Source organism: Desulfogranum marinum (genome assembly GCF_963675105.2).
Classification (GTDB): Bacteria; Desulfobacterota; Desulfobulbia; order Desulfobulbales; family Desulfobulbaceae; genus Desulfogranum; species Desulfogranum marinum.
Genome location: NZ_CAXXRO010000002.1, coordinates 1,312,567 through 1,329,158, shown reverse-complemented (window position 1 = coordinate 1,329,158; position 16,592 = coordinate 1,312,567). Strand labels below are relative to the sequence as shown.

16 protein-coding genes are annotated in these 16,592 nt (G+C 47.8%); 6 read left to right on the top strand and 10 right to left on the bottom strand.

Annotation, left to right across the window (positions count from 1 at the left end):
* From ACHZCY_RS06715 to ACHZCY_RS06695, 5 genes are all read right to left on the bottom strand, one after another.
* Complete coding sequence (locus tag ACHZCY_RS06715; protein ID WP_319548279.1) at positions 1–786, bottom strand: outer membrane lipoprotein-sorting protein; 786 nt, start codon at positions 784–786, stop codon at positions 1–3.
* A gap of 32 nt (positions 787–818) precedes the next feature.
* Positions 819–1,544 carry a LutC/YkgG family protein gene (locus tag ACHZCY_RS06710; protein WP_319548278.1) on the bottom strand — a complete coding sequence of 242 codons (726 nt, stop codon included), beginning with the start codon at positions 1,542–1,544 and terminating at the stop codon, positions 819–821.
* Between the two features lies 1 nt (position 1,545).
* Positions 1,546–3,012 carry a LutB/LldF family L-lactate oxidation iron-sulfur protein gene (locus ACHZCY_RS06705; protein ID WP_319548277.1) on the bottom strand — a complete coding sequence of 489 codons (1,467 nt, stop codon included), beginning with the start codon at positions 3,010–3,012 and terminating at the stop codon, positions 1,546–1,548.
* Positions 3,005–3,754 carry a (Fe-S)-binding protein gene (locus tag ACHZCY_RS06700; protein WP_319548276.1) on the bottom strand — a complete coding sequence of 250 codons (750 nt, stop codon included), beginning with the start codon at positions 3,752–3,754 and terminating at the stop codon, positions 3,005–3,007. Before ACHZCY_RS06700 ends, ACHZCY_RS06705 begins: the two co-directional genes overlap by 8 nt.
* Before the next feature lie 196 nt (positions 3,755–3,950).
* Positions 3,951–4,430 carry an Lrp/AsnC family transcriptional regulator gene (locus tag ACHZCY_RS06695; protein WP_319548275.1) on the bottom strand — a complete coding sequence of 160 codons (480 nt, stop codon included), beginning with the start codon at positions 4,428–4,430 and terminating at the stop codon, positions 3,951–3,953.
* 395 nt (positions 4,431–4,825) lie between these two features.
* Between ACHZCY_RS06695 and ACHZCY_RS06690 the strand changes: the two genes are divergently transcribed.
* The 3 genes from ACHZCY_RS06690 (at position 4,826) to ACHZCY_RS06680 (ending at position 8,397) form a co-directional block, all read left to right on the top strand.
* Positions 4,826–6,247 carry an aminotransferase family protein gene (locus ACHZCY_RS06690; protein ID WP_319548274.1) on the top strand — a complete coding sequence of 474 codons (1,422 nt, stop codon included), beginning with the start codon at positions 4,826–4,828 and terminating at the stop codon, positions 6,245–6,247.
* A gap of 81 nt (positions 6,248–6,328) precedes the next feature.
* The gene (locus ACHZCY_RS06685; protein WP_319548273.1) at positions 6,329–7,783 is read left to right on the top strand and encodes a CoA-acylating methylmalonate-semialdehyde dehydrogenase; all 1,455 of its coding nucleotides are present in this window, start codon (positions 6,329–6,331) and stop codon (positions 7,781–7,783) included.
* Between the two features lie 176 nt (positions 7,784–7,959).
* Positions 7,960–8,397: a hypothetical protein gene (locus ACHZCY_RS06680; RefSeq protein WP_319548272.1), complete on the top strand. Its 438-nt coding sequence runs from the start codon at positions 7,960–7,962 to the stop codon at positions 8,395–8,397.
* Here the strand turns inward: ACHZCY_RS06680 and ACHZCY_RS06675 are convergent.
* The 5 genes from ACHZCY_RS06675 to ACHZCY_RS06655 form a co-directional block, all read right to left on the bottom strand.
* The gene (locus ACHZCY_RS06675; RefSeq protein WP_319548271.1) at positions 8,383–9,225 is read right to left on the bottom strand and encodes a hypothetical protein; all 843 of its coding nucleotides are present in this window, start codon (positions 9,223–9,225) and stop codon (positions 8,383–8,385) included. The genes ACHZCY_RS06680 and ACHZCY_RS06675 overlap by 15 nt on opposite strands.
* Before the next feature lie 11 nt (positions 9,226–9,236).
* Entirely contained in the window at positions 9,237–10,520 is a 1,284-nt protein-coding gene (locus tag ACHZCY_RS06670) for a TRAP transporter large permease (RefSeq protein ID WP_319548270.1), read from the bottom strand.
* A complete protein-coding gene (locus tag ACHZCY_RS06665; RefSeq protein WP_205221806.1) occupies positions 10,520–10,999 on the bottom strand; it encodes a TRAP transporter small permease in 480 nt (159 codons plus the stop codon). The genes ACHZCY_RS06670 and ACHZCY_RS06665 overlap by 1 nt, the downstream gene beginning before the upstream one ends.
* Positions 11,000–12,031, bottom strand: coding sequence for a DctP family TRAP transporter solute-binding subunit (locus tag ACHZCY_RS06660; protein ID WP_205221805.1), 1,032 nt, complete (start codon positions 12,029–12,031; stop codon positions 11,000–11,002). It lies immediately after the preceding gene.
* 279 nt (positions 12,032–12,310) lie between these two features.
* Positions 12,311–14,449, bottom strand: a complete 2,139-nt coding sequence (locus ACHZCY_RS06655; RefSeq protein ID WP_319548269.1) for a hybrid sensor histidine kinase/response regulator — start codon at positions 14,447–14,449, stop codon at positions 12,311–12,313.
* A gap of 405 nt (positions 14,450–14,854) precedes the next feature.
* Between ACHZCY_RS06655 and ACHZCY_RS06650 the strand changes: the two genes are divergently transcribed.
* The 3 genes from ACHZCY_RS06650 (at position 14,855) to ACHZCY_RS06640 (ending at position 16,557) form a co-directional block, all read left to right on the top strand.
* Positions 14,855–15,139, top strand: coding sequence for a hypothetical protein (locus ACHZCY_RS06650; RefSeq protein WP_319548268.1), 285 nt, complete (start codon positions 14,855–14,857; stop codon positions 15,137–15,139).
* Between the two features lie 369 nt (positions 15,140–15,508).
* Positions 15,509–15,676: a hypothetical protein gene (locus tag ACHZCY_RS06645; protein ID WP_205221802.1), complete on the top strand. Its 168-nt coding sequence runs from the start codon at positions 15,509–15,511 to the stop codon at positions 15,674–15,676.
* Positions 15,677–15,732: 56 nt separating this feature from the next.
* Complete coding sequence (locus ACHZCY_RS06640) at positions 15,733–16,557, top strand: transporter substrate-binding domain-containing protein (protein ID WP_394713370.1); 825 nt, start codon at positions 15,733–15,735, stop codon at positions 16,555–16,557.
* The last annotated feature ends 35 nt before the right edge of the window (positions 16,558–16,592 follow it).

Genomic DNA, 16,592 nt, shown 5'->3' with positions numbered 1-16,592 from the left:
TTAGCGTCCTTTTTGTTTAAGGCTCATCAGGGAGAAGGTGGTGTCGCTGATGTCCACATCAAAAACAATATCACGGTATTCGAGCCGGGTGTAATGATCTGCCTTGTCTGCCCGGCGTATCTCCCAGCGTCGTGGAAAAAGTCGGTCGTCGAGTGAGATAATATCGCTGCCGATCATCTCCTTCACCAAGACCATATCTTCGTCATAGAACGATTGACGGAGTAGGATATCGTCTTCGCGTACCAGTAATTCCTGCTTGCCCCACACCACAGGCGCTTCCTCTTTGGCAGTGGCCTCTATGGTATAATGGGTAAGGCCGTTGATGATTTCCTCGCTAATAATGCGGTGGGTGTATTCGTCGAGCACACTGTCGGATTTGGCAAGATCATTGTTGGAGAAATCCGATCCCATCCAGGATTGACTCATCATCGAGGGCGGCAATTTGATGACCCTGTTGATTTTGGGATTGTAGGTCCACATTTCCCGACCCTTTTTAAGGGTGCCGTTGCCGGCGTCTTTGGGAGGTTCCAGGACAAAAAAAAGGCCGTTCTGTCGCCCCTTTGTCCAGCCTTTCATGCGCATTGTACGTTCAAAGTCGGGGCGATGGATGGTAAGGGAAAAGGTGGCAATGGAGCTGGTGCCTCGCCAGTGGTCTATGGCATGTTCAAGAATGGTAAGAGCCTGGGAGGAGGAGTCGGCAGCACGTGAAGACGTACTCCATATCGTACAGGAAAGAAAAGTGTAAAGCAGGAAAATGTGTAAAACCATTCGAAGGGGAAAGCTCATAGCAGCGACTCCTTTGAGGTTAAGACCATATATTACACTGCTTTTCCCTCCGTATCAACCAGGATGGTATGCATTTCCTTGGGGCCGTGGGCACCGTGTACCATGTGGGCCTCGATGTCTGCGGTCTTGGACGGACCCGAGATAAATACAAAAGAGTCCGGCAAGGGTATATTCATGAGCATGGCATAGGCCTGCTCCAGGGTTGCGAGCAGTCTGTTTATCGGTAACACGCCAATGTGGATGGAGGGAACCAGGGAGGTGGATCTTGGGCGCCCCTCAGTCGTGAGTTGAATCAGGGTAGCTGACTCTGCCACCCCCCAATCAGCTATAGTGATGCCGATGAAACTGTTGCGAGTATTTTTTTGTATCTCGGCCCCGTTCCCGCTAGTCAGATGGAATGGAATCCGCTGTTTGGCAAGCAGTGGTCCCAGGTCCAACTGTCGAAGATCCGGGTGGTCGTGGGCGATAATTTCCTTTTGTGTGGTGAACTCCAGGCTGGCTTGTTGGGCAATGGCTGCGATGGTTGCAGCCGCGTCCTGCCAATCGGAGCAGCGGTGCACATGTAGGTTGAGTGGAATCGCGTTGTGCTGGAAAAGAGCAACCACGTCTTGCTGTATAGGCTCGCTGCTGTCGGTCACCGGGCAGGCAATTTGTTTGTGTGCCTCAGCCAGTTCAGCAAAAGTTGCCGCTGTTCTTTGTCCTTGATTTTGGCTGCAGATGGAATGTAGTTTGTTGAAAAACATTTCGTGGTTGTTCATGCTAATCCTTTTGCCCCTTACGGACAACGTTCTTGGAAGCTATCTTGTTTTGTAGCCATTTTTGCCTGAAAGAAGATTCGGCAATCGGAGGCAGGTCCCTTGTGGTGGTCCAACCATGGAATTTGCCTGGTAGCTTGGAGACCATGTTGTCTCTGCTTAGAAAGGGGCGCTGTAGTACTCCGCTCAGCCTGATCAGGAGGTGATATAGTTTTGGCGTTCGGACCAACCTGCTCCAGAGGCGGAAAAAACGATGCTCGCTTTTGTTATGCGGGGTAACATTCCATTGTGGATCACCGTAAGCCAGCTTATGGCGAAGGACAGAGAGCATCCGGGGGAGATCATTCTCCACAGGACACACTTCTTTGCAGGCACCGCACAAGGTCTCTCCCTTGCACAGATCTGCATGGTTGTTTATTCCGTGGAGCAGTGGGGTGATGACTGCTCCTATGGGCCCGCTGTACGGTGAGTTGTAGGCATGGCCGCCAATGCGTCCGTAGACGGGACAGATGTTGAGGCAGGCCCCGCAACGAATGCAGGACAACACCTCTTTGAAGTCTGAGTCAGCAAGAATCTTGGAGCGGCCGTTGTCGATAATCACCAGGTGAAATTCCTCCGGCCCGTCAGGGGAACCTTTTTCGCTCGGACCTCCCTGGAAACTGACATAGGTCGATAACTTCTGCAGGGCAGCCCCCCGGGTCAGGAGTTGTAACAGGGATGCATGTTCGTCCAAAGTGGCTGCCACCCGTTCCATTCCCATCAACGCTACATGGATTTTGGGCATGGTTGTCGCCATGCGGATGTTTCCTTCGTTGGAGACCAGCGATATGTGCCCGGTTTCTGCGCAGGCAATGTTGCAGCCGGTTATGCCCATGTCTGCAGAAAGGAGCTCTTTGCGCAGGGCTTTTCTGGCCTCCTGGGTCAGGGTTGGTGGATCATCGGTGTAGGGAATGTCCAGTTTTTCGTGAAAAAGACGGCCGATCTGCTTTCGGTCAAGATGGATACAGGGAGCGATAATATGGGAGGCTGTATCCTGGTTGAGTTGAACAATATATTCTCCCAGATCTGTTTCGACCACCTTGATTCCCGCCTGTTCCAAGGCCTCATCCATTCCGATCTCTGCCGAAGTCATCGATTTTCCTTTGACAACCCGCTGTACCTCTTTTTTTGAAGCGAGATCAAGCACATAGTTCACCGCATCCTGGGCCGTAGGGGCAAAAAAGACATTGCCGCCCCGTTGTTCGATGTTTTTTGTCAGTTCTTCCAAAACAATATCGAGGTGAGCGAGGGTGGATTCTCTTTTTGTTTTAACTCTTTTTCGTAGGCTGGGATCTGCAAAAGAGTCCCATATGTGCAAGGCTCCTTGGCCATATCGTTGCTGAATGCCTCGCAGGCCCTTTTGCAGAGGGGCATTCTTGAGCCCCTGGTGGGCAAGGTCGGTGTACGATGCCCGTTCAGATTGCTTACTCATGGGATCCTCCATGAACGGGTTCAAGCAGTTGCGCAATATGCAGTACCTGCAGCTTTTCTCCCCGTCTTGATGCCCGTCCCTTGATATTCATCAGACAACTGATATCACAGCCGGTGACCGTATCGGCACCGCTTGCAAGGATTGCATCCAGCTTGTCGTCCACCATGGCTGTCGATATCTCAGGATAGTTCACGGAAAAGGTGCCCCCAAACCCGCAGCATTTTTCGGAATCGTTCATTTCTACAAAATGCAGACCGCTGATATTTCGCAGGAGTTGTCGGGGTTGTTCTTTGATGCCAAGCTCCCTGGAAAGGTGGCAGGAATCATGATACGTCACTGTACCCGCGTAGGTGGAGCCCGTGTCTGTGATGCCTAAAATATCCACCAGGTATTCTGAGAGTTCAAAGGTTTTCGCAGCTGTCTGCTGCGCACGTTGAAGCATGGCCGGGTCGTCCTCAAAAAGCAGAGGATAGTGATGGCGGACCATGTGCACACAAGAGCCTGACGGGCAGACAATAACTTCAGCATCGGCAAACACATTCAGGAAGTGGGCTGCTGCTTCAGCAGCTTGTTTACGATAACCACTGTTAAATGCAGGCTGTCCACAGCATGTTTGATCTGCCGGGTAAGTAATCGGTATGCACAGGCGATCGAAGAGGTTGACCATGGCCTCGCCCACTTCCGGGAACATGGAGTCAACAAGGCACTGGATGAACAGGGAAACAGTTTTGGGTTGAGACATGGCGGTCCTCCTGACCGGATGAAATCAAGCTGAAAGAGTACATGGCATTCCATGCAGATTTTTTCGGAGATCTTTGTGGGTGCCGGGAAAAAGGTCGGCAGAATAACGAATTTTTAAAGGTGGTCTGTCAACTGGAGGGTGTATATATACGGAAATATAAAATTGGGCAAAAGAAACCGTAGTCTGTTTTTCTTTCTTAGCCTTCGCTGTTTGCTGTCCCCCAGTCGTATTTCCTTTTCAAAAACTCAAGGGTCAGGGTGGTTTCGACCTTGATTACGCCTTTAATCCGATTGATCTTATCGAGGATGGCTTCATTGAATTCCTCAAGGTCCTTAGCGATAAATTCAGCATCAATGCCGGTGTTGCCGCCGGTGGTGGCTACAATAAACCAGAGCCTGTCAATGGTTTTCAGGTGACGTGCTATCTCGTCGGTAAAGGCTGGTTCCGTATGTATTCTCAGATGGCCCACAATTGTAAATCCTAATTTAATGGGATTGCTCACTGCTACTATCTGGATGATCTCGTTTTTGATCAGCCTGCTGAGCCGACTCCTGACAGTTCCTTCTGATATATTGGTTTTTTTCGCGATATCGATATTAGAAATCCGACCATCTTGCTGGAGTAGGCTGATAATTTCACAGTCAGTGCGATCAAGCGGTTTATCTGCTTTTTTCATGGATCCTCTTGTCTTTCTCCTTCTTAAGGAGGGGTGTTTGGCTTTATACGCTGCAACGGAAAAAAGCTGCCGGCCGATTTGGAAGATGGGACTGGAATACTATTTCTAACGGATAAATTGGGTTGTGGCAATGCAAAGCAGCAAATAGATATATTTTTTTAAGGGATTGTAGTTCTTTTTTATGCTCAAAATTCGAATAACGTAATTAGCGTGCTTGACATTGGGCGTTTCGTCTTTTAGAGTACATGGAAATACGAATAACATTGTTTTTCAGCTTTACTGTTAAGGTTTATCGAAGAATTCCTGGTTGGTACAAAATGCCCTCCGGCCGGTAATCTGAGAAATAATACTGTCATCGAACCGGTAGGTTAACGTTTAGCAATAAGGAAAAAGCCATGACATCACCAATAGATGTAAACGACTATGATGTTGAAGAGATGGTTTCCCACGATAAAAACAGTCTGTGGCACCATCTCAAATCTCACACCTGCTTTGAAAACGGGGAGCAGATGATTGTGGTGGAAGGGGATGGGTTAAAGATTAAAGATATCCGGGGCAATGAATTTTTAGATGCCACCTCCGGCGGGGTGTGGAGCGTCATGGTCGGCTACGGACGCGAATCCATTGCCAGGGCAGTGTATGAGCAGTTGAAGGTAATGCCTTACTTTGCAGGTGCTTACGGTAATATCCCCTCCATCAGGTTTGCTGCTAAACTTCTTGAACTCCTCCCCAGGCTGGACAAGGTCTATTTTTCCAATTCCGGATCCGAGGCCAATGAAAAGGCGTTTAAAATGGTACGCCTGGCCTCTAATATTATTTCGTCGCGCAAAGGCAAATACAAAATCCTGTATCGGGATCGCGACTATCACGGAACAACTGTGGCAACTATGAGTGCAGGCGGGCAGTTTGAGCGTAAAAAAGGGTTTGGTCCGTTTGTTGAGGGATTTGCCGAGGTTCCGCATTGTTTGTGTTATCGATGCCCTTTTGACAAAACCTATCCTGAGTGCAATATCGATTGTGCACGGGCGGTGGAAGAGGTGATCTTGAAAGAGGGTGCTGATTCTGTAGGCGGTTTCGTGGTTGAACCAATCACCGCCGGCGGTGGTATTATTATGCCGGTCAAAGAGTACTTTCCCATTGTCCAGGATATCTGCAAAAAATATGGCGTGTGGCTCATCATGGATGAGGTGGTATGCGGTTTCGGCAGGACCGGTAAGTTTTGGGGCCATGACCATTTTGATGTGGATCCTGATATCGTGACCATGGCCAAGGGGCTGGCAAGTTCCTATGAGGCACTCTCAGCCACTGTGGTGAAGCAGGAAATATACGACATGTTTCTCAATGATCCCAACAACCCGGAAGAACAGACAAACTTTTTCCGTGATATTAGCACCTATGGTGGCTGTACCGCGCCTATGGCTGCCGCATTGGAGAGCACCAGAATTATTGAAGATGAATGTCTTGTCGAAAACAGCCGGAAAATGGGAGTCCTGCTGTTGGAAAAACTTCAGGCATTAACCAACTTGCCTGTTGTCGGTGATGTAAGAGGTATTGGCCTTTTCAGCGGTCTTGAATTGGTGCTGGATAAGAAGGATAAAAATCCGGTAAGCGAAGCGCAGATGGGGCAGCTGATGGCCAATATTCTGGCGGAAAAGGTGATTGTCGGTCGTACCAACTCAAGTCTCCCCGGGTTGAATACAACCCTCTATTTTGTTCCTTGCCTGACAGTGATTGAGGAGGAGATTGACGAGATTGTGGCTGCCGTGAAAAAGGCCATTGAAAAGACCTTTGCAGAGTATCTTGCAACAGCGGTTTAAATAAAAAAACAAACCAGTAGTGTTGGGCGAGTTTATTCAGGCCGTTTACAAGGCCATAGTCAGGAGTAAGGAGAAGTGACAATGAGTATCAGGGTAATGCAGAATTATATTAATGGCGACTGGGTGGATTCAACCACCGATGTTTTTGGTACTGTTTCCAATCCGGCTCTGGGAGAACAAATTGCCTCAGTCCCTTATGGAAACGCTCAAGACGTGAATATGGCTGTACAAGCAGCGGTTGATGCTTTTCCAGAATGGAGAGAGACGCCACCCCTGGCTCGTGCCAGGTATCTTTTTCGTTTGAAGGATGCCTTTGAAGAAGAGTTTGAAGAAATAGCCCGTGTCCTCACCATAGAGCAAGGAAAGGCTATTGATGAATCCAGGGGTGAAGTTCGGCGCATGATTGAAAATATTGAGCATGCAACGGGAGTTACCACCATGATGACCGGTTACTGCCTGGAAGACATTGCCCAGGGAGTTGATTCCTCCCTTTATCGGCAGCCAATGGGCGTTTTTGCCTGTATAGCCCCTTATAATTTTCCGGCCATGGTACCCTGGTGGTTTCTTCCCTATGCATTGGTGACGGGCAATACCTTTGTGCTGAAACCATCAGAGCAGGTGCCCATGACCCAGAATCGCATCTTTGAGGTGATCGATGATGTCGGATTTCCAGAGGGTGTGGTCAACATGGTGAATGGGTCCAGGGATGTGGTCAACGCCATTCTTGAGCATGAGGATATTGAGGGGGTTTCTTTTGTTGGTTCCACCCCCACCGCCAAATATATCTATGAACGATGTGGCGCTACCGGGAAAAGAGTCCAGTCATTGGGTGGCGCGAAAAATATTGTAGCAGTCATGCCTGATGCCGACGTTCAAGCAGGCATGCCTTCGCTGATTACTTCCTTTTTCGGCTGTGCCGGGCAACGTTGCCTGTCTGGTTCCATTCTCTCTCCTGTGGGCGAGGGGGCTGATGCTTTTGTCGATAAGTTTGTCGCCGCTACCAAGGCAATGAAGGTCGGTGATGGGTTGGATGAAAGCGTAGCCATGGGACCGGTAGTGAGCAAGGCGCATCAAGAGCGGGTTGTAGCATACATAGAAAAGGGAGTAGCTGAGGGTGCCGACCTGATTCTTGACGGTCGGAATTTTAGTGTGGCTGGGTATCCTGACGGGTTTTTTGTAGGGCCTACTATCTTTGATAATGTGACCCCGGACATGACCATTGCCAGGGAGGAAATCTTTGGTCCGGTGGTGAGCATCATTCGCTCCGAGACCTTGGATGATGTCATACAATTGGTCAATACCCGTAACTTTGCCAATGCTGCCTGTATCTACACCCAGAATGCAAAAGCAGTTCGTGAAATGCGGTATAAGGCAGCCCCGGGCATGATAGGGGTCAATATCGGCATTGCTGCTCCAATGAGCTTTTTCCCTTTTGGTGGCTCAGGCAATTCCATGTTTGGTGATATCAAAGGGCATGGAAGGGAGATTTTTCAATTTTTTACCGATACCAAGGTCGTGATTGAAAGGTATTTCTAACAGGGAAGAATGTTCCATTTCTCTTGTGAGTGTTAAGGGGACTGATTTTGTTCATGTCTATTGGTGAACATGAACCTCCCCCTTGTTTCATCTAGCGATAGAAGAAGATCAGTCCCCTTTTTTGTAAGAAAAAGGCAAAATATAATAACACATTATTAAGTCGTTAAGAGGTAGCTATGCCCCTTGTTAATTTTGGCAGTATCCTCGGCTTTGCTGAGGAAATAGAAAAACAGCATTTGAAATTTTTATCCCAGGCATCTGGTAATCCTGACTGTGACCAACACCGTGCTTTGTTTGAAGCTCTGGCAAAGAGCGCCAAAAAAAGAGTTGCTGAAGTACAGCGAGTGAGGCGGGAAAATGTATCGGAGATGGTACTGGCGGCAATAGAAGGGTTTGAGCGGGATGCATATCAGGTGAAGGTTGAAGATGGATCCGCTCCGGCGCTAGCCCAACTTGCAGCAAAGGCGGAGGCGTTGGCGGAACGTTCCGTATGCTATTATCAAAAGGCTGCTGAAAGATTACAGGGTCAGGCTGATGTGGCAAGGGCAATGAAGGGCTTGGCAAAAAAACACGCAAAAGAGAAGAAAAAACTTGCAGCACTACTTCTTAATTAGTGGTGAATAAGGAACCGTCGTTATTTTAGCCAGGATTTGGTTCAGCCGTTGCCGGAGAAATGTTTCGTAGAGTAACAAGTAGCAGGCAGAGGCCAGATACGACAAGAAAATTCCTGTGTACACCCCGGTGAGTGGATAAAGCAAGTGAATGCAGCATGCAAAAAGAATCAGGGCCAGCATGCCTTGCGGCAGTTCACGAAAAAGAGGGCCCATCACTGTGGGACCATAGCGGATGTGCAGGATGACCGCAGTGGGGAGAATGGTGGTCGGAAAAGCGGAAAACAAGCCTGACCACCCGGGGCCAACTATTGCAGCTGTGCCGGTTACAAGCAGGATAATAGCGGCAGCGGCAAAGGCTCGGTAACAGAGAATCAAAGGAGTTAATTGTATTTTCCTTTTTTTAACCCCGGAAGCAGAAAAGCGAAATAAAACAGCTGTTACAGCCAGCGTCAGTAATACCAGCAGGTGTCGTAGCCACATTTCGGATGGTATTCCCTGCATTATCATAAAGGCGGTTGCAAAATAGGCGGAGAGACTGGTCAGGATTGACAGGGTAATATTAAGCAGACGGGAGAGAGTCGCACTCATTGCAGCGGTATTACTGTACACCAGGCAAAATACCACGGCGGCAACGACTCCCTGGATAGACCAGAGAGCGCTCTGGGACGCAAACAAGGTCCCTTGCTCCAGTCCGATGAAAAACAGAGATAATCCCATTCCCAGGGGAAAGCCGAGCAAGACTCCAGCAAATCGAGGCGACAGGCGCTCGGCAATCCAGGTAATACCCAATACCATCAGGGCGGAAAGCCCTATTTTCCACAAAATCATCAGCAAGATATTTACATCAAGTCAAAGAACCTGGGAATGAACAGGGACAGATCTGGAAAGAGGACCACTGCCACCAGGGCAAGGATCATTGCCAGTACCATGGGAATCACAGCCTTGAAAGTATTCTCTATTCGGATGTTAGCCAGTTGGGTTGTAACGTAAAGGTTGACCGCAACCGGCGGTGTAAACTGGCCAATGGCAAGATTCAGCGTCATGACCACCCCAAACCAGACGGGATCCCATCCAAAGTGGGCAATAATCGGCATGAAGATGGGGAGGAAAATGTAGAAAATCGAGATGGCATCGATCAGCATGCCGCCGATAAAGATCAGGAGATTAATCAGGATCAGGACCACCCATTCATTCTCACTGATGCCCATCAGCATTCCGGCAAAGGTATCCAGGATACCTACAGTAGAGCCGGCCCAGGAAAAAAGACCGGCAAAAGCGACAATAAGCATAACAATGGCAGAGGCTTCAGATGCCTCAACCAGAATGGTGTAGGCAGATTGAAGCGTCAGGGTGCGATAAATAACAAATCCTAGCAGTAAGCTGTAAAATACGGCGACCACAGCCGCCTCAGTGGGGGTAAAAATACCTCCGTACAGGCCGCCGAGAATAATAATCGGTGCCAGCAATCCCCAAAACGCCTCTCGAAAGGCTTTGAGTAAACTTGGTTTTTCTTCCCTTGTCTCTTTTACCGCACCATATCCCTTTTTTCGTGCTACCCATACAGCTGGAATCAGCAACGAAAGACCGGCGAGGAAACCGGGAACAGCCCCGGCAGCAAAGAGGGCGGGCACCGAGGTATTGGTGATAGCGCCGTAGATGATCAGGGCGATGGAAGGGGGAACGATAATGGCTGTTGAGCCTGCAGCTGCGATGAGTGCCGCACTGTAACCACGGCTATACCCCTGGGCATACATGGCCGGGATAAGAATAGCCCCTATGGCTGCTGAATCAGCCGGGCCGGAACCGGAAACACCGCCAAAGAACACGCACACGGCAATGGCCACAATGGCCAATCCACCTTTTCTTCTCCCTACCAGCAAATTGGCGAAATGGATGATACGCTGGGAAATACCGCAACGCTCAAGGATAAAGCCGGCAAGTATAAAAAGGGGTATGGCCAGCAGGGGAAATTTGGCAATGCCTGCAAAAAAATTGGGGGCAATAACCGGGGTGCCGAGATCTGCTGCCCAAATGACCAGAAAGGTCGGCATGGCAATGGAAATAGCTATGGGCGCACCGGCAAGCAATAACGCAAAAAATCCGACAAAGAGCAGGATACCCATTATTTTTGCTCCCGAAAATCTGCAACAGCCGCCACCACTATCCGGTAAACTATCAAGCTGCAACCGATGGGAATACATGCTGTATACCACCATTGAGGAAGGCCAAGCGATTCAGAGGTGATTTCAAGCAACCGCTCATCAAGTAGTTGTTTGTAACCAAGATAGCCTAGGAAAGCAAACAGGCTGGCTCCTGCTAAACCGATCACAAAATTAAGCCGGCGTCTGACGGAACGTGGGAGTTTTTCCTGGAAAAAAAGCATACGTAGATGACGCCGTCTCCGAAAAGCACTGGACGTGCCGAAGAGGGTTAACCATACCAGGGCGTTAATTTCCAGCTCCTCGGTAAAAGCCAGGGGGTATTCAAAAATGTAGCGGGTCACAACGTTGGCAAAGGCCAAACATGCCATTCCGGCCAGTAACGAAGCACCGAGCACCTCTTCCAGGTGCTCGGCTATCCAGCGTAAACGTGTATGCATCATTTATTTTTGCGAAGCCTCAATCGCCTTTTCAGCTGTAGCAACCAGGTCTTTTCCTATCTTGCTGACCCACTTGTCGTATACTGGTTTGGTTTTTTCACGAAAGGCCATACGTTCCTGCTGGTTAAGTACGACAACTTCCATGCCATTGCTGCGTAGTGTTTCAAGAGCGCTCAAATCGGGGGCGATCAGCCCCTTGCGAACGATGGCCCGTTGCTCGGCCCCTGCTTCAATGGCAGCTTGGCGGATAATTTCCTGGTCTTCCGGGGTGAAACTTGCCAACACCTTGTTGTTAACGGTAAACATCAGTGGGTCAATAACGTAGCGCCAGATGGTTGCGTATTTATGGAATTGCCAGATTTTTACCGGGATCTCGATGGCTACCACCGGATTCTCCTGACCATCGACAACGCCTTGTTGAAACGCTACCTGGGCATCACCCCAGTTCATGTTGACCGGGTTGGCACCGAGCGCTTTCATTGTATCGATAAAGATCGGTGTACCGACTACACGTACCTTCATCCCATGCAGATCTTCCGGCTTGCTGACAGGGCCCTTGGAGTTGGTTAATTCACGAAAACCGTTTTCGCCCCAGGCAAGCAGCGTAACCCCTTTATCGTGGAGGAGATTTGCAATTTCGGCACCCACCTCTCCGCCTGTGACGGCATCCAGTGCTTTGTAGTCAGGAAAGAAGAAAGGGAGGTTGAAAAGGTTGAGTGGTTTTATGGTGGTAGACCAGTTGATGGTGGACGCAAAGCAAAATTCCGCCACACCCTGACGGTGAATCAGGAATTCATTGGTCTGTTTACCGGCCATGAGCGAGGAAGAAGTGTACACTTTGATATTAATTCGGCCATCAGTACGTTCGCGAACCAGATCGGCAAACTTTGTAGCACCGGCACCCCAAGGAAGTTTTGGGCCGACAACAACACTCATCTTGTATTCTTTTTTGTAGCCGTTCGCCGCCAGAATCGTACTGGGGATAATCATGCTCATGGCAACAAAAAGAAGAAACAACCCTGATTTCTTAAGCATAGCGACTCCTTAATTTTAGGTGAAAATGTAAACGGAATGGTAACGGTTGAGCGAATAACAAATACCCTTACTGTCACCTGAACCTGTAACTGTCCCGCAAAGTTCCTGATGCGCACAAGGAGGCTGGATAGCGATAAAATGTTATAGCTTCCATCCTGATACTGCGCAGGTGGACGGGTGCTGAAGTTACATAGGATATAATGGTCGCTGATGATAGAGGAAAGGGGGGGAGAGGTCAACCTTAAATCCAGTCGGACACGTTAGAGAAATACTCTGCTCTTATGTTGTGGTTTGCTTGGCAATCGCTAGAGTTTTGCGTGTTTTTTTCAGCAGATTTATCATTTGAAACGGCTTAGAGATAAAACCATCCGCACCAAGCTCGGTTGCCCGCTTGACGCTTTCAGTCGGGATGTAACCGCTAGCCACCAGAATACACACATTCGGGTCTAATGCCTTTAGCTTACGGATGGAATTGAATCCTCCCATGCCAGGCATGTTTAAATCCATGATTACAATATCGATTGTGTTTTTATTGGCAGCATAAATGCGGATGGCCTCTTCCCCGCTCTCGGCAAGAAGAGTTGCGTATCCATGGGTGGTGAGTATCTCAGCCGCTATTTCTCGAACAATGGCCTCATCATCAACGATCAAGACGGTTTCATCTCCACCCAAATCAACATCTTCTTTTTGTGGCTGTTTCGGGCGCTCATGTTGGCGGACAATGGCTGGAAAATAAATGGTGAACTCGGTCCCTTTGCCGGGGCTGCTAACGCACTGAATATATGCTCCATGTGATTGTATAATGCCATAAACTGTCGACAACCCGAGGCCTGTGCCCTGTCCAACTTCTTTGGTTGTAAAAAAAGGCTCAAAAATTCTCTCCAGGATAGCTTGATCCATACCAGGGCCGTTGTCGGCAATTTTCAGCATTACATTTGGCCCCTGGGTTGCTTGAAGGTGCTTTGCGCAAAAAGCAGCATCCAGACAAGTGTTTGCCGTGGAAATGGAAAGTGTACCTCCATCCGGCATGGCTTGATGGGCATTAATAGCCATATTGAGGATGATTTGTTCAATCTGGATCGGATCAGCGTTAATCGTATGCAGGGTCGGAGCAAGGTCTATCTTGATATCAATCATCTTGGGGATGGTATGGTCAAGAATGGTTCGGACCTGCGTGACTTGCTCATTGAGATTAAGCGGACCCAGGGCACTTTCTACTTTTCTGCTTAAGGTCAGAAGTTGCCTGATCAGATCAGCTGCCCGTTCACAGGCTTGGAGAATACCTTGGAGGTGTGAATAATTTTTGCTGGTTGGATCGCAGGTAGTGAGCATGAGCTGGGTATAACCTGATATTCCCTGGAGCAGATTGTTGAAATCATGGGAAATGCCCCCTGCAAGATTGCCTATGGCTTCCATCTTTTGTGACTGAAGCAGTTGTTCCCGGAGCATCTTGTTTGTTTGTTCTGCTTTTATTCGGTCTGTTATATCCAGAGCCAGGGAGGCAACGCCGACGAAATCGCCTTGACTGTTTAAAAGCGGGGTGTTGAACCATTCGCAGGTTTTAATTTTTTTGTCTTTGGTCAGATTGGTATTTATCTGCCGTATACTACCTTTCTGGTTGCTTATTTTTTTCCATAAAATAGATAGTTGTTCCTTTTCTTCTTCAGGAACGAGCAACTCAAAAGGCGTTTTGCCCATTGCCTCATCGCGTGAAAAACCAAAGATTACCTCTGCGGCTTTATTCCATTCAACGATTTGAAAATCGAGGTTCCACTCAATAACTGCAAGCGGGGTATGCTGCACGTGCATGGAGAGGTGCTGTGCCTGAAGGCGGAGTTTTTCTTCGGCTTTTTTTCGTTCGTGTACTTCTTGTTCCAATTTGGCAGTTCGTGCTAGAACCCGTTGTTCAAGCATTGCTTTTGCATCAAGCACGGTGAGAAACAACCAGATGGCCGTTAAAAAGAGCAGTAAACAGAAGAGAATATATAAAAACGGGTAAATTGATCTGCACACCAACTTGACATTAATGTGGCCAATGGTGGTACCGTTAAAGGTGATGGGTTCTTTCAGTTGGTAAGTACGGAGGAGACCAAGGGCTAAAAATAAGTTTTCGATTTGTGTATAGGGTTCTCCGTCAATGTGTAAAAACACCTGGTCCTGTTCGTCAAATATGGTTGCGTGCTCGTACCTGTTTGCTTTGACAGCCAGCATTAGATATGCTTTTGGGGCCTGCGATTCATAGGACCACAGCGATGTGCTGACAACCGTGGCATGGTTTTTTAACTGGTCGATTTGGTAAGCAATCACATGTCGTTGATAAAAGAAAGCAAAGAGGGAAAAGACCGTCAGGGAGAGTACAACCAGTAACCCCATGATTGCTTTAATGCTTAGACGTTTTTTAGTATGGAATGGGTGCATTCTTTTCCTCTTATGGAGCCGGCTTGCAATTCTTATTGAATTATATTGCTCATCGGGCCTACGGTTTTGAGAAAAATTCTTGTTTTAAGCAGGCAGAAGCAAGCAAGATTTTTTTTTGTGTGTATATTAAAATGAGTTTTAAGTGCTTAATTGCTGTTGTGATTTTATCATAATTGTAATTGTTACCATGTACTTATTGGTTGGTCGAGCAAATATAAAAAAATGCTGCCAGTCAGTGTGATGGTACTTTTGTTGCTTTGTCGTTCCAGCAAATTGCTATTGCCAAAGGATGGAATACTGTCCTCCAGATTCATATTTATACCCGTATCTGTTTAGGGCAATCGGTTCTGGGTTGGCATTTTTTCACGGTAACTTTTAACGGAGAATATTCTCCAGGGAAAAAAAATGGGTATGCTTCGTATTGTTGAAAAAGGCTCTGATTTTAACAAGGTGATCTCGTTCCCTCATTTTTATATGAATGATTTTTCTGTGTTGGGTCTTGTTGTAAGTGAACTCTCAAAAGCGGTGGACGCCCTGCAGGATAAAGGGATTCTTGTGCAGCAAGAACAAGAGACAACGTGGATCTCGTTTGCAGACAAACAACAATTGGACACCATCCTCGGAGAACTCACAGCCGGGCAGATCAGGTACACTCTTTCTGACCTTGTCAGCTGCACCTATCAAGGCTGATGAGCTTCTTTCCGCCGGTTCGGCGGGAAAAAGATACATGCTGTAGGGAAGTCTCCTTCATCCCATTTGTATGGCTGCTTTGTAGCTATTTAACAGTAACCTACGAAATCTGTTCTTACCTCTGCGCACGAACAAGCAGGAAAACATAAGCCTTGCTATTAAAGTTATCCAGCCTGTTTGTGCGCATCTGGAGCACCGTTGAAGCGTTACAACTCGAAGGGAAGGCGAGGTTTTTTGTTATTGGCTGAAAAGTTACGTTTCGTTTTGAAAAGAGTGAATGAAACAGAGTCCATTTTGTGATAGGAATTTCTTGCCTGGATTGTGTGTTGCGACTATAACAGGCCTTTCTTTTCGACGTGGAGATCGTGAATGACAAGAAAAGCAAAAGAAGAGCGGCAAAAAGCCGTTGAAGTTGTGTGCCCGAAATGTCGTCAAACTCAGATAGTCTATTTCCCTAAAGAGACGATGCCTGTCTGTCAGTATTGTCGAATTGAAATGGTGCTAAAAGAAATTTTGACCGAAGGGAAGTACGGCTGAAGGATAAAAGAGCTGTAAGAGCCTGAAAATTAAATGTATCTGCAAAGGAGAAAATGATGAAACAGGGAATGAGGCTTGTCGCACTGGCTTTACTCGGTGTTGTTGCAATGGTGATGAATGCGACAGCTGCTGATATAGACCTTGCCGGCAAATCTACCATTGAATCCATTTTAAAGCGCGGGGAACTGCGATGTGGGATTGACTCGGGTTACATGCCATTTGAAATGACCGATAAAAACGGAAAATTTATTGGATTTGAAATTGATCTTGCCCGTGAGCTTGCCAAGTCAATGGGCGTGAAGTATGTGCCTGTCAATATGGCTTTTGACGGTATTATTCCAGCCTTGCTGACTGATAAAATCGACATTATCACTGCAGGTATGACTGTAACCCAGGAACGTAATCTGAAGATTAATTTTGTGGAACCCTTCATTGTTATCGGCCAGACTCCTATGATCAACAGCAAGCATCAGGGTAAGGTGAAGAGTTACCGTGACTTGAACGATCCGGCATTTACGATTGTTTCCAAGCTGGGAACCACCGGCGAGATGGCAGCAAAACGGTATCTGCCCAAGGCTAACTACAAATCGTTTGAGACTGAAACCGATGCCGCGCTCGAAGTCCTGAACGGTAAAGCAGATGCCATGATTTATGATTTGCCCTTTACTTCTATCTTTACCGCAGAACAGGGGGGCGACAAACTGTTCCTGATTAAAGAGCCGTTTACTTTTGAACCGCTTGCCTGGGGTATTCGTAAGGGTGACCCCGATTTTATCAACTACCTGAATAATTTCATGCATCAGATCAAAAATGACGGCCGTTACCAGAAGCTGTATCATAAATGGTTTGAAAGCACTGAATGGCGTAAAAATATGCAGTAAGTCTTTTTTTTTACCGGGAGAGATTCTCTTTCCCG

Bases quoted from the DNA above. Each gene is read 5' to 3' on its own strand.
- ACHZCY_RS06715 (WP_319548279.1), bottom strand. From the start codon at position 786: ATGAGCTTTCCCCTTCGAATGGTTTTACACATTTTCCTGCTTTACACT.
- ACHZCY_RS06710 (WP_319548278.1), bottom strand. From the start codon at position 1,544: ATGAACAACCACGAAATGTTTTTCAACAAACTACATTCCATCTGCAGC.
- ACHZCY_RS06705 (WP_319548277.1), bottom strand. From the start codon at position 3,012: ATGAGTAAGCAATCTGAACGGGCATCGTACACCGACCTTGCCCACCAG.
- ACHZCY_RS06700 (WP_319548276.1), bottom strand. From the start codon at position 3,754: ATGTCTCAACCCAAAACTGTTTCCCTGTTCATCCAGTGCCTTGTTGAC.
- ACHZCY_RS06695 (WP_319548275.1), bottom strand. From the start codon at position 4,430: ATGAAAAAAGCAGATAAACCGCTTGATCGCACTGACTGTGAAATTATC.
- ACHZCY_RS06690 (WP_319548274.1), top strand. From the start codon at position 4,826: ATGACATCACCAATAGATGTAAACGACTATGATGTTGAAGAGATGGTT.
- ACHZCY_RS06685 (WP_319548273.1), top strand. From the start codon at position 6,329: ATGAGTATCAGGGTAATGCAGAATTATATTAATGGCGACTGGGTGGAT.
- ACHZCY_RS06680 (WP_319548272.1), top strand. From the start codon at position 7,960: ATGCCCCTTGTTAATTTTGGCAGTATCCTCGGCTTTGCTGAGGAAATA.
- ACHZCY_RS06675 (WP_319548271.1), bottom strand. From the start codon at position 9,225: ATGATTTTGTGGAAAATAGGGCTTTCCGCCCTGATGGTATTGGGTATT.
- ACHZCY_RS06670 (WP_319548270.1), bottom strand. From the start codon at position 10,520: ATGGGTATCCTGCTCTTTGTCGGATTTTTTGCGTTATTGCTTGCCGGT.
- ACHZCY_RS06665 (WP_205221806.1), bottom strand. From the start codon at position 10,999: ATGATGCATACACGTTTACGCTGGATAGCCGAGCACCTGGAAGAGGTG.
- ACHZCY_RS06660 (WP_205221805.1), bottom strand. From the start codon at position 12,031: ATGCTTAAGAAATCAGGGTTGTTTCTTCTTTTTGTTGCCATGAGCATG.
- ACHZCY_RS06655 (WP_319548269.1), bottom strand. From the start codon at position 14,449: ATGCACCCATTCCATACTAAAAAACGTCTAAGCATTAAAGCAATCATG.
- ACHZCY_RS06650 (WP_319548268.1), top strand. From the start codon at position 14,855: ATGGGTATGCTTCGTATTGTTGAAAAAGGCTCTGATTTTAACAAGGTG.
- ACHZCY_RS06645 (WP_205221802.1), top strand. From the start codon at position 15,509: ATGACAAGAAAAGCAAAAGAAGAGCGGCAAAAAGCCGTTGAAGTTGTG.
- ACHZCY_RS06640 (WP_394713370.1), top strand. From the start codon at position 15,733: ATGAAACAGGGAATGAGGCTTGTCGCACTGGCTTTACTCGGTGTTGTT.